Origin of the sequence: Pauljensenia sp. UMB3104 (genome assembly GCF_030217285.1) — a bacterium.
Lineage (GTDB): Bacteria > Actinomycetota > Actinomycetes > Actinomycetales > Actinomycetaceae > Pauljensenia.
On the sequence record NZ_JASONN010000036.1, the window covers coordinates 1 to 12,198 of the forward strand.

The 12,198-nt window shown below is 61.9% G+C and carries 13 protein-coding genes; 7 read left to right on the plus strand and 6 right to left on the minus strand.

Translation table 11 applies throughout. The features are described from left to right. Positions 1–67 precede the first annotated feature (67 nt). Both QP415_RS10345 and QP415_RS10350 read right to left on the minus strand, forming a co-directional pair. Positions 68–1,348, minus strand: coding sequence for an adenylosuccinate synthase (locus tag QP415_RS10345; RefSeq protein ID WP_285099967.1), 1,281 nt, complete (start codon positions 1,346–1,348; stop codon positions 68–70). Between the two features lie 94 nt (positions 1,349–1,442). Beyond that, on the minus strand, positions 1,443–1,937 hold the full coding sequence (locus tag QP415_RS10350; protein WP_016460911.1) for a DUF456 domain-containing protein: 495 nt from the start codon (positions 1,935–1,937) through the stop codon (positions 1,443–1,445). A gap of 165 nt (positions 1,938–2,102) precedes the next feature. Between QP415_RS10350 and QP415_RS10355 the strand changes: the two genes are divergently transcribed. The 7 genes from QP415_RS10355 to QP415_RS10385 all read left to right on the plus strand — a co-directional run bounded on the left by QP415_RS10355 (position 2,103) and on the right by QP415_RS10385 (position 6,863). Next, on the plus strand, positions 2,103–3,323 hold the full coding sequence (locus tag QP415_RS10355) for a hypothetical protein (protein WP_016460910.1): 1,221 nt from the start codon (positions 2,103–2,105) through the stop codon (positions 3,321–3,323). After that, positions 3,320–3,733, plus strand: coding sequence for a hypothetical protein (locus QP415_RS10360; RefSeq protein WP_016460909.1), 414 nt, complete (start codon positions 3,320–3,322; stop codon positions 3,731–3,733). The genes QP415_RS10355 and QP415_RS10360 overlap by 4 nt, the downstream gene beginning before the upstream one ends. 24 nt (positions 3,734–3,757) lie before the next feature. Next, positions 3,758–4,048, plus strand: coding sequence for a WXG100 family type VII secretion target (locus QP415_RS10365; RefSeq protein ID WP_016460908.1), 291 nt, complete (start codon positions 3,758–3,760; stop codon positions 4,046–4,048). Between the two features lie 117 nt (positions 4,049–4,165). Further along, positions 4,166–4,771: a hypothetical protein gene (locus QP415_RS10370; RefSeq protein ID WP_016460907.1), complete on the plus strand. Its 606-nt coding sequence runs from the start codon at positions 4,166–4,168 to the stop codon at positions 4,769–4,771. A gap of 106 nt (positions 4,772–4,877) precedes the next feature. After that, positions 4,878–5,474, plus strand: a complete 597-nt coding sequence (locus tag QP415_RS10375) for a hypothetical protein (protein ID WP_048675844.1) — start codon at positions 4,878–4,880, stop codon at positions 5,472–5,474. A 23-nt stretch (positions 5,475–5,497) separates the two neighbouring features. Then, on the plus strand, positions 5,498–6,097 hold the full coding sequence (locus QP415_RS10380) for a hypothetical protein (protein WP_285099969.1): 600 nt from the start codon (positions 5,498–5,500) through the stop codon (positions 6,095–6,097). A gap of 151 nt (positions 6,098–6,248) precedes the next feature. Further along, positions 6,249–6,863: a hypothetical protein gene (locus QP415_RS10385; RefSeq protein ID WP_285099971.1), complete on the plus strand. Its 615-nt coding sequence runs from the start codon at positions 6,249–6,251 to the stop codon at positions 6,861–6,863. Between the two features lie 105 nt (positions 6,864–6,968). On the opposite strand, the gene rlmB is transcribed toward QP415_RS10385, so the two are convergent. The 4 genes from rlmB to QP415_RS10405 form a co-directional block, all read right to left on the minus strand. Further along, the gene (rlmB, locus tag QP415_RS10390) at positions 6,969–7,946 is read right to left on the minus strand and encodes a 23S rRNA (guanosine(2251)-2'-O)-methyltransferase RlmB (protein ID WP_016460904.1); all 978 of its coding nucleotides are present in this window, start codon (positions 7,944–7,946) and stop codon (positions 6,969–6,971) included. 105 nt (positions 7,947–8,051) lie between these two features. Continuing rightward, a complete protein-coding gene (locus QP415_RS10395; RefSeq protein ID WP_285099972.1) occupies positions 8,052–9,461 on the minus strand; it encodes a lipopolysaccharide biosynthesis protein in 1,410 nt (469 codons plus the stop codon). 9 nt (positions 9,462–9,470) lie between these two features. Then, entirely contained in the window at positions 9,471–10,352 is an 882-nt protein-coding gene (locus tag QP415_RS10400) for a glycosyltransferase family 2 protein (protein WP_016460902.1), read from the minus strand. 90 nt (positions 10,353–10,442) lie between these two features. Further along, positions 10,443–11,009: a DUF1697 domain-containing protein gene (locus QP415_RS10405; protein WP_285099973.1), complete on the minus strand. Its 567-nt coding sequence runs from the start codon at positions 11,007–11,009 to the stop codon at positions 10,443–10,445. Positions 11,010–12,198: the final 1,189 nt, after the last annotated feature.

The following is a 12,198-nucleotide window of genomic DNA, read 5'->3' on the forward strand; positions in this document are numbered from 1 at the left end:
GCCACGATCGTGCGCTACCCGCTGATGTGACGGCAGCACCGGCCCCCACTGTCGTCTCAGCGAACCGTCACATCAGCGGGTAGCGCACGATCGTGGCCTCGCGGCCCGGGCCCACGCCGATGGACTGGATGCGGCAGCGCGACAGCTCTTCCAGGCGCTTGATGTAGTCCTGGGCGGCCTGGGGCAGCTCCTCGAAGGAACGGCACTGCGAGATGTCCTCGCTCCAGCCGGGCAGCTCCTCGTACACGGGCACGGCGGCCTCGAAGCCAGCCTGGTCGAGGGGCATTTCCTCAGTGACCACGCCGTCAACGTCGTAGGCCACGCACACGGGGATCGTCTCGTAGCCGGAGAGGACGTCGAGCTTGGTCAGGCAGATATCGGTCAGGCCGTTGATGCGCGTCGAGTAGCGCATGACGACGGCGTCGAACCAGCCGGTGCGGCGCGGGCGACCCGTGGTCACGCCGAACTCGCCGCCCTTGGTGCGCAGCGCCTCGCCGACCTCGTCGTCCAGTTCCGTGGGGAACGGGCCCTCGCCGACGCGCGTCGTGTACGCCTTGGCGACGCCGACGACGCGGTCGATGCGGGTCGGGCCCACGCCGGAGCCGGTGAGCGCGCCGCCCGCGGTCGGGTTCGAGGAGGTCACGAAGGGGTAGGTGCCGTGGTCGATGTCGAGCATGGTCGCCTGGCCGCCCTCGAAGAGGACGGTCTCGCCGCGGTCCAGCGCGTCGTTGACGACGAGGGACACGTCGCACATCATCGGCTTCACGCGGTCGGCGAAGGACAGCAGGTGGTCGGACACCTCGGCGGGGTCGAGCGTGGGGATGTCCACGGCCTCGAAAATGGTGTTCTTGGGGGCCAGAGCGGCCTCGACCTTAGCGCGCAGCTCCTCGGGGTGGAAGAGGTCCTGAATGCGCAGGCCGATACGGTTCATCTTGTCGGCGTAGGTGGGGCCGATGCCTCGACCCGTCGTGCCGATGAGGTTATTGCCGCGCGCACGCTCGTTCGCCTGGTCCATGAGGCGGTTGTACGGCGGGATGATGTGCGCGTTGGAGGAGATGCGCAGGCGCGAGCAGTCGACGCCGCGCGCGGTGATTTCCGCGAGCTCCTCGAAGAGCACGTCCAGGTCGACAACGACGCCGTTGCCGATGATGGGGGTGACGCCTTCGGAGAGGATTCCGGCGGGCAGGAGGTGCAGCGCGTACTTTTCGCCGTCAATAACGACGGTGTGTCCGGCGTTGTTTCCTCCGTTGAACTTCACGACGAGGTCGGTGTGCTGGCCGAGCTGGTCAGTGGCCTTGCCTTTGCCTTCGTCGCCCCACTGGGCGCCGAGAACGATGACGGCGGGCATGAGTATCTCCGTTTAGTTGGGTCTGTTACGCGGGCGCGCGCAACAGACCCATCCTACCGGAGGAACGACGAGGCCGGGGCACCGGCTGGTCGCGTCAGTTTCCTGCGGCGACCAGGGCGACGCCGACGCCCCACAGCGTGGCGCACGTGAGGGCGGCGATCAGCTCGATGGCAATCGTCCACCCGAAGGCCTTGAGGGCCTGAACCGTCGCTTTCCAGGCGGTCGCTGTGTCCTTGCTGCGCAGGTACTCGACGACGAAGATCGCGGCGATCATGCCGAGGACGAGGCCGAGGGGCAGGCCGATGAACCAGCCGACAACGCCACCCAGCGATCCCCACACGAGCGTGGATTGCGGGATCCCCGCCTTGTTCATGCCGCGCGCGGGAATCACGTATTTCAGGACCGTTCCAAGGATCAGGACAACGGCCGCGATAGCGAAGATAATCCACGCGGCACTCGTGCCGGTCAGCCACGCCCACACCAGGATCGCACCCCCAACGACGGGCGCGGACGGCCAGATCTGCACGACCGCGCCGATCACTCCAATGAGGATGACGATGCCAACAATGACGGTTCCCAGGACACTCATGGAGCGATCATACGTGCGGCACAGACCACCATCAAGAAGGCCGCTACGAACTTTGACAACCTGTGTTATTTTTGGTGGACATTATGATCGGCTCACCGCTGAGCGCCACAGCGCACCTCACCGGCGAGGATCCACCATCGAAGATTCGAGACATAGCGAGGGAAGATGCCTTTATCTGTCGAATACGCGGACCTGTCGCTGGCACAGCAGGTGCTGGAACGCCAGTCCTCCCAACACCTCGCAAATATGCGGTCGTTCCTCAAGGAATGGTGCAGCCTTGACCTAGGCACCGAGGCCTCCGGTCAACTCTTGATGGTGCTCTACCCTTACAACGAGGCTGCCGCTGCTGCTGGCGATATCGTCCTCGGCCTCCTCGAGAAAGCTCATAGTGGAGCAGCCAATCATCTAGGGCAGACCCTAGACGCCTACATCGACGCTGACGAGCAGATCCATAACGCATTGACAGCAGCGACCCAAGCTCTCGGCGGGTCTGCACTTCCCTTCAACGATCCTCGTTCATCACTGCCAACCCTCGGAGCGGCAGAACAACGCGCATCGAAGTGGTACGGCGGCGCTGATCCCCACCTAATTGAGCAGATGGGGCAGGACATCGAGGCGCTCCGCGATTATGCGAAGGACCTTCCGGGTAGATTCAATCAGCGGCTTGAAAAAGCGATGTCCGCAAACCGTTCAATTTCCGAGTCCCAGGACGCAAGCTCCTACCTCGTTCCTCCAGAATCCCCGACATCGGAAATGGAGAATCTGCGCTGGAAGGCTGGGCCTATCCTCGGAGCCTACGACTGGCTGATTGAAAAGGCGACGGGCGTCTCGTTCTTGAACGACATCATTTTCAAGTACACCGTCGGCGACTGGCGCGTCGTAGACCGCGCTAAAACTGCCTGGTCGGAGATCGGCGACGCCCTCGTCGCCGTCGCACAAAACGACTCCGAAATTCTGCCTGCCCTGTCGGAGTGGACCGGAAAGGGCTCGGAAGCGGCTAATGCCTTCATCGCAGCCCTTGCCATGGGAACTCAGGCGCTACAGGGCGCAACAAGCACAATGTCCTTGATCCTCATGGCCGTTAAATTTGCCATCAAGGAAGCTGCGGGCGCAATCGGGGACGTACTCATTGAACTCCAGCTAGCTTGCGTAGACATCCTTGTTGATGCTTCCGTCCCCATTGCCGGATGGATCAAGGGCGTTATCGATGTCGCGAAGTATGCCTGGAAGATCACGACATGGATCATGAAGGCCTACAAGATCCTTAATTTCCTCTTTGATATTTTTGAGTCCATTGTCCAGGGTAAGGATCAGCTTCTGGAGACCCGCATTACCCTGTCCAACCTCGCAGAAGCGGCCGCACGAGGAATTGCAGCACGAGCATGACTAATCAGGACTATTTCAACAGGATCGAAGAGCTGATGCGTTCACTTCGAGACGTGTCAGACAGCATTACGCGAGAGCGCCAACAAGACGAGCGCGATAACGCTGAACACAGACGGGAACGCGCTGAGGCTGCCCGAAACGGAGAGCTCGGCGAAGACTGGAAGAAGATTCAGGAACGTATCGATAAAGGCGAGACGACACTGAGTGATGTGTTCTCCGGGAAGGATACATCCGAGGCTGCAGACGCTCTGCGACAAACAGCCCAACAGAACATCGCGCGAGCGATGCAGCAGGCACGCCAAGAGGCTGAAGAGAACGATGAAGAGGACCCTTTCACTGCGATGCAGGAGAGTCTCACCGCTCTCAGCAAGGCAACTGAAGAGCGAGTCCGCAATCTTCAGGGCTTCTAACAAGCTAATCCCGAAGGAGTCATTATGGCAGATCTCTACGTCGACGAGGGCGAACTCCAGTCCCTGTCCAGCACGCTGAGGCAGCGCGTGGATCAGATGGAAACGATCATCGACACCATCCCACAGACGCAGAATTTCCTTGCGAGCACCTGGGAGGGCGAGGCAGCTCGCGCAGCATTCAACCGCATGCAGATCGACGAGGAGGAACTTCGCTACATGGCTGACGTACTTGCCAAGGCTCAGCAGCTCCTCGACGAGGCGATCCAGACCTACGAGGAAACGGAGCAAAGCGTTTCCTCCCTCTGGTCCCTCTAAGGCGTCGAGTCAACCTGATCAAAGCGAGCGCCCGGCGGCCGTCACGGCGGCAACCGATCACGGGCACCGTTTGGGGAGGGAGGTGTCGGCTGGCGACGCGCGCGTCAGCTCATCACCATGATCAACAAAGCCTCACGAGGGCAGTCTCGCAACCGCTGGGATAAGCGCCAGTACGCGACGTACCTCGTCGCGCTCGAGCCGCAGCAGGCAGTCGACTGCTGCCTGGGTTTCTGGCGCTCAATCGGGGGGTTTACCGAGCAGGCTGGGGTACGCGAGCAGCTTGCGCGCCGCGGTTTCCTCGGCACCCAATTCACGATCGGTGGGACCGGCCGATACTACGCGTTCCGTTCCCTGGAGGATATATTCCCGGTGATGAGTGCCTTCCCGAAGCTCATGCCCAAGAAATTCAGGGACTCTATCCAGGAGCCGACCAGCATCATGGTTGCCGCCCGCCCATATTCAGCGGGTGGGCAACCGGCATCAGAGCTGTGGTGTTTCCTCGCGAAAGATGCCCTCAGGGAACCCTTCGTCACGGACGCATTCATGAAGTCCTCTGTGGAGGGAATAAGAGATTCCTTCGCCCAACAAGGCATCTTGCTAGGTGCCCCGCATTTCTTCCGAGGCGGAGATCTCCCCCGCGATCACGTCTTCTCCGACATGAGTCTCCTCGCATTGCGAAGGGACGCCGCAGCTTTCGTTCGCAACCAGTCACACCGCCAGTGAACTGCCCGAGGATCACCCCCTGCGCCCTGCGGTCTCGCCACCATACGCCGCGCAGGCAACACGTCGACAGGCTGTCGTCCTTTCGCTTTCAACGCCAAGGAGAACTATGACTCCGCTCTTCTCACGCATAGGCCGTAACCTTTCGATGGTCAAGCAACCCTTTATGGTCTTCCGCCTGTCGCTCACTCCTGACGAGGCCGTGGCGCGCTGCGTCACTCACTGGCGCACGTTCAAAATCCAGTCCGAGACTCCTGGCATGCGCGAGCAGTTCGCGCTGGCTGGCTGGGTGGGGACAGAACTCGTCATCGGAAACAACGGCAAGGCATTCCTTGCCGATGCGATCGCCACGTCGAGCGCGACCGCCACCGTTGCCGAACTGTTTCCGAAAGCGATACCTGACCGAGTCAGGCGAGCTTTCGTTGAAAAGACTTTTGTCGAGATAATCGCCCGGCCACTCCCTGGAAGCGGGGGGCGCATGTGCGAGCTATGGTGCCGCCTCGATTACACGTCAACAAACGAAACATTCTTCCAAGAGGACTTTTTCGCATCGGTGTTGGGGAAGCTCGAGCAATCGTTCCAGTCGGATCAGGTCATGCTGGCACCGTTGGAGCACCTGTCGAGCCGCGAACTGCCGACGGACGTTCCGCTGACCCTTCCCGCCCTCCGAGCACTACGTCAGGCGGCTCAGAAGAACCGCCGATAGAGCCGCAACAGCACAGAATCACGATGGACTCTTTTGCCTCAAGCATGCAACGAGACTTCGACGCGTCTTTCAGCCCGATCACCGTTTTTCGCCTGGCAATTACCCCCGACGACGCCGTTTCTCGCTGCGTCGGCCTGTGGAAGATGAAGGGCATCCGCTCCGAGAAAGTCGGCATGCGGGAGCAATTCAGACAGCGGGGCTGGTCGGGAACTGAGCTGATCATCGGACACAGCGGGCGGGCCTTCCTCGCCGACCTTTTGTTCGGCACGCACGCTGTTAGCCTCCTGCTGCCGCAGGCCTCCTCTCTCCTGCCGAACCGCGTCAAGCGAGCCGCCATCACCAAGATTGACGTGGATATCATTGCGCGCACAATCGAGGGCGAATCGGGGCCGATCACCGAATTGTGGTGCCTCGCAGATTGGGCGCAGCGGATCAACCTCAGCGGCTTTGAAAGCGATTACCTCGAATCGTCGATGCGCTCGCTCGAAGAGTCCTTCACCGCACAGGGCATCCTGTCCGCCCCCGCCCGTCACCTCGAGCGCTGGGATATCCCCTCAGACATCCCCCTCTCACACCCCGAGCTCACGGCAATGCGAACGGCCGCAAAGAAACGCAAACGGTAGCCACCCCTCTTCGGTCGGTCACCGCGCGGGTTCCCATGCCTCGTCGCCCCGGAGGTTGCGCAGAGGATGATATTCTGGCGGCGCAGCGCATCCCAGCCCAATTGGGACCGCGCTGCCGCGCCAACACAGATCTTGCACGAGGAGGTGGCTCGTGAGCGCGGGTAGGTCAGGTTTCTCCCTCGGTAGGGCCATTAACCGTCGCAGGTACTTCTACGCGCTGATCGCGGCAGACCCGAGTCAGGCGGTTACGCATGCTGTCGACTACTGGGTGTCCAAAGGTGCCTGGGGAGAGACGAACGGCATGCGCGACCAGCTCGCCCAGCACGGGTGGGTCGGCGCGGAGATCATCATCGGCAGCGACCTGCGCGGCCTCGCGATCAGGCCTCTCCTCGACGCCATCCCCGGCTTTACTCTCGTTCCCTCCGCGACACCCACGCCACTCAAACGCACCAGTCAGGAGAGGACCGAGATCCTCGTCGCGGCACGATCCTGCTCGGTTGGGGGACGCCCAGCGTCCGAACTCTGGTGCTGCGAGGCTCGTATCCTGCACGATAACCGCTGGGGCACAGACGCGTTCATGGACATGTCCTTCCGTGAACTCGCTGGCGCACTACAGCGGCAAGGACTCCTCCTGGAAGCCCCACGATTCTTCTACGGCGGCGACCTGCCGAAAGACCACCTCTTCACCATGGACGGCATCCTCACAATGCGGCGCGCCGCCAAAAAGGAACACGGCCGGCGCCCCATTCGATTCTCGGGATACTGAGGCGCGCGTGCGCATTGACGCCCGCACCACCATTGATCGCGCAAAAGAGTCTCGCCGCGGGCGCTAGCGCGCACCCACGGCGAGACGACAGACAGTCCGGGAGACTCAGCCCTGCGCGCGCAGGGAGGCCACCTCGTACAGGGCAATGCCCGTGGCGACGGCCGCGTTGAGAGACTCGACGGTCGACGCGATCGGGATCGACACGATCTGATCGCAGGTCTCGCGCACGAGGCGGGACAGGCCCGCGCCCTCGGCACCAGTCACGACCACGAGGGGGCCGTCCGCCAGCGACAGGCCGCGCAGGGGCGCGTCGCCGCCGCCGTCGAGGCCGACCACAAAGTAACCGGCCGCCTTGGCCTCCTCGAGGGCGCGCACCAGGTTCGTCGCGCGAGCCACGGGCACGCGGGCGGCCGCACCGGCCGACACCTTCCACGCGGTCGTGTTGACGCCCGCGCTACGGCGCTCGGGGATGATGACGCCGTCCGCGCCGAACGCGCCCGCACTACGCAGAACCGCGCCCAGGTTGTGGGGGTCCGTCACCTGGTCGAGGGCGACGAGGAGCGGGTGGCCCAGCTGCTGCAGAGAGCCCGCGATCAGATCCGAGGCATCGGCGTACTCGTAGCCGCGCACCTCGATGGCGACGCCCTGGTGGACGGCACCGTCGGTCGCGACATCCAGATCACGGCGGGTGACCTCGTACACGGGCGCACCCATCGCGGAGGCGAGGCGCACGACCTCCTCCACGCGGTCATCCTTCACGTTGTCGAGGATGAAGACGCGCTCGATCGGGACCGAGGCGCGGGCGGCCTCGGCGACCGGGTTGCGGCCCGCGATCAGCTCGTGGCCGGGCTTGACGCGGATCGACGACTTGGCGCGGGCACGAGCGATCGCGGCCTCCTGGGCCTCGCGGGCCTCGCGCTTCACCTTGCGCTTGTGGGCCGGGTGGTAGGTGCGATCCTCGGCCTTGGGGGTCGGGCCCTTACCTTCGAGGCGGCGGCGCGAGTGCCCGCCGGTACCGACCTGCGCGCCCTTCTTGGTGCCCTTCTTACGGATGGCGCCGGGGCGCCCGCTGTGTGAGGCCATGGTGTCTCCTCGTTTTCTCGTGAACTGACACAAGCGTACGGGTTTTAGGCCGCATCGGGGCCACCGGGGCGCGCGCGGGGGCCAAAATCACGCTGCGCGCAACGGTCACGCCCCCTGCAGAGCTTCCCCACCCTCCTCGTCACGATCAACGGGAGCATCTTTCAGCCGGCGATAGTCGACGGCGAGGAAAATAGCCAAAACGAGAACACCCGACGCGTAGCCGGCAACACCCACCCACGAGACACCGTTCATACCGAACCAATTCACGAACGGGCGAGCCAGCACGAGAGCAACGATGCACGCGACAACATTGCCGACAAAACTCGCCACATAATCACGCACAGACAGCAGCAAGTCATTAAAGAACCAGCCAAAGGCCGTGATCACCGTGCACAAAACCGCGGGCTGGAGCAGGAAAGTATTACCCCTGATCTTCTCACCGAACAGGAGCGTCAAGACCGGCTCACCAACAATCTCCAACCCCAGTGCGGCCACGGCAGCAATGGCAACGATCGCGCCGACCGTCTTCCACAACAGCGTGAGCGCCGAGCGCTTGTTCGAATGAAAACGCTCAGCGAACACACCCATCAGCGGACTGTAGACGTAGGTGGCACCCATCTGCACAATGACGGCGAGCGACGCGACAGCCTGATACACGCCCAAAGCTTCAGCACCATCGCTCGCAGCAAGCATCTGACGCGGGACAGTCAAAACCGACGTCGCTGCAATCTGAGCCACGACGAGAGGCGCCAACGAAACGAGAGTCTTCGCCGCACGCCCAAAGCGCACCTGCGGACGAATCGGCTCAAACACGCACGCGCGAGGCGCGTCATACAGAGCGCCGACCAGGATGACGACCGCCGTCATGAGACCCACAGCGACGAGCAAGGAATCAAAAAACCACAGGCCCACCGCGAAAGCAACGAGCGTGCCAATACCCTGCATCACGTAGGATTTTCCAGCAAAATCAAGGCGCAGGTGCCTCTGGTCAATCGCGTGGAAAACCTCAATGAAATTCGTCGCCAACGAGTACACGAGATACAACGAAATAACGGGCAAAGCATCATAGGACGTCGTCACGACGGAATAGACGACGCCGACCAGGAATGCCACGATAGACAGCACCGAGCGCAGCCCAACGTATTCACGCGAGGTGCGCTCCCCCGTCACATCCGTCACCTGGACCGTGCGCAGGCGGAAATCCGCAATCGGGTTCACGAGGTTCGCTATCGCCATGGCGAGCGCGAGCATGCCCGCAGCATCAAAGCCAGTCGCGAGGCGCACCACCAACACCGACGAGACGAGGTAGTTGCAGCCCAGGCGCGTCAGGGAGCCCACGGAGCTCCACATCATGTTGGCCTTCAGCGAGAGTTTCTCAGGTGCCTCGGCGCTTTCCGCGTTGGTCGCCACGGCCTCGTCGGTCACCACGGCCTCGTCGGTCACCACGGCCTCATCGGTCGCCACTGCCTCGTCCGGGAATGCGCCCTCTCGAGCGATATCCTGCGGCATTTCCATAAACCCCCCTCAGCGGAAGATCGTATAGCGCGCAACGAGCGCAACCGGGTAGCAGACAACCGCGAGTGCCTTGCTCGGCGCCATGGAAATAGCCCCCTTCTGATGGGCGAGCATGCATCCAACGAGGAACAGACTCGTCTCGCGGGCACGCGACTTCAGAGTGGTGGAACGCGCCGCGCAGTAACGCTTGTGCTTCCAATAGCCAATCGGATTCCTCTTGGCATTGGACGCAAAATTCTGCGTCAGACCGTCGGGCAGATAGTGGCAAATAGTGAGGATTTCGTTATCCGCCAGCATGTTGTAGCTCTCGTCAATGAGGAACCACACGGAGGATTCCGCGACGAACTTCTCACCGGGAGCCACGTCAAAGGGGTAGCGACGCAGAATCTCAGTGCGGTGAATCAGCGACGTATCGCCACGGAAACCCATCTTTTCGTGCAGATCCCACAGCGTCACCGCGCGCACCCCGTCAGGCATCCACGTGCCCATGGGGGTGTGCTCGTCAGTGCCGCGCAAGGCGACAATTCCCGCGAAGGAGTCGTCGCCTCGGATCTCTTCCCAACGCGTGAGAACATGCTCCACTGCGGTCGGCACGAGGTGGTCGTCTGAATCCACGACGAAGAAAAGCTCGCTCTGGCAGCGGGCAACACCCGTGTTGGTTGCGCGAGGCTTCCCGCCGTTCTCCTGCTTGACATAGTCGATCGACAGACGCCCCTCAGCAATCCAGCCTTGGACGAGGGACTCCGTGTCGTCAGTGGATCCATCATCCACGATCATCCACTGGAAATCCGTCGACGTCTGAGCCAGCAGGGACTCGTACAGCGCAGGCAAAATGTACGCTCGGTTGTATGTCGGGGTAAAAACACACAGGGTCGGGGCAGCGGTTGTCATCCGTATTCCTTCCGGCGAACGGCCTACGTCAGTGTTCTCCCGATTCAGTCTAGTTCCCCACCTGCGCCATCGCCAAGGACTCCGCGCCCGTCAACCCCGCGACAGCATGGCCGCGATCTTCCCGACCGTCGAGCCGGAGCGGATCGTCACCTGGCGGTAGAAGTCCTCGCGCAGGAGGCGCTTGTGGTAGGCGGTCTTCAGGAAGGTCTTCTCGTCAAACTTTGCCCAGAACACTGCGTGCTGACCGAAGTGAACCGCCTCGTCACCCAGCTCCATCGCCTCAATGCGCTCGCGCACGTGGTCCCGGTCCAAGCCCCGCGTGTAGAAGAGCGCATCACGGCGGGAGACCTCGCCATGCCACCAGTCGGGCAGGTTGCGCAGCTCCGCGACGTAGTCCTGCGCCGTCAGGAGGGCCAGCCGAATCGGGAAGTCATAGCGGCGCGCCAGGAGATCCTCAACTGTGCGGGCAACGTCCTCGTGCGGGGTGTTGGGCCCGGCACCGGCCTCGGCCTCGGCCTCGAAGAGGAGGTTGCCGCTGTTGATGTATGTGCGGACGTTTGTGAAGCCTTCGGCGGCAATCTGCTCGCGCAGCTCGCTCATGATGACTTTATTCTTGCCGCCGACGTTGATGCCGCGCAGCAGCGCCACATACTCCATGTGTTCCTCCCGTGTTGGTGACGCCTTGCGTCGTCGACCTGACACCAGGGTAGGGCCTCGGCTCGCATCGGGCTGATCGCGCACGTTGGTATCGCACCGATTGTAGGGTGGTCCCAGCCAGTAGAGAGGCCTAGCTGACGACACTGTCCACAGACTCTCTCGGGGCAATTGCATCGGTTCTCCTGAAGCACCCTGTCCACGCCCCCACCCTCAATTCCGCACGTAATTTAATCCGGTAACTTTTTGAGACAGCCTTAAAACGCTGCAATTCCAACGATGCGATTTCAGGTTTTGAACGAGTCGCGGGAGAATTACGTGCGAAATGGGTGAGTGCCGGGCTAGACACAGCGCCGAGGCCACGTCTGCTCAGAAGGGAACGCCTTTCCGAAGGATTCAACCTGATCGGCAGGATTCAACCCGATCGGAAGGGGTTGAATCTTCCCGATCGGGTGCACACCTCACACCAACAAGCATTTTTGCGGTACCCGAGCCCAGGAAAGCCCCTGCGCGGATAGGTTGTGGCGATGCGGATAGGTTATCGCCACGCGGATAGGAAAATAAGCTATCCGCATGCTCATAACCTATCCATGAAGCAACAACCTATCCGCGTACCCGTGGGCATGAGTAGGAACGTGCTGCTAGAGGAAACGATGCACTAGATAGGCCAGCAATGCACTAGCTACTAGGCAGTGCAATGCCTCCCTAAGTAGTGCAATAACACCGATCAACAAGCGAAAACGCGGCTCCTTGGCAGCCACGCCGCTATAGAGGTCGCCGGAGGGCACCGGCGGGCTTCGAGGCGCGGCGCCGAACGAAGTGAGGTCGCCTAGCCTTGCGGGCGGCCGGGGCCTCCGCCGCCCGCGTTGGTTCCAGGCCACCGCCAGACAAATTTCGCATGCAATTCCCCCACGACACGAATCGACGCACGCTCAAAAACCGCAGAATATCAACGATTAGATTTCAACACTTGAAATACACTCAGGGGAATTGCATGCGAAATTGCTGAGTAGCGGCGGGGCCTGGCCGGACAACGAGTCTACGTACCCGCGCCAGACAAATTTCGCACATAATTTCCCACGGTCACTTTTGGAGATAGCCCGAAAACGTTGCAATTGGAGGGGTCTGGGTTTTTCGGACCGTTTGTTTTGAGAGGGTTGTTCTGAGTAGTCTCGGCTGCTTGTGGCCGGGC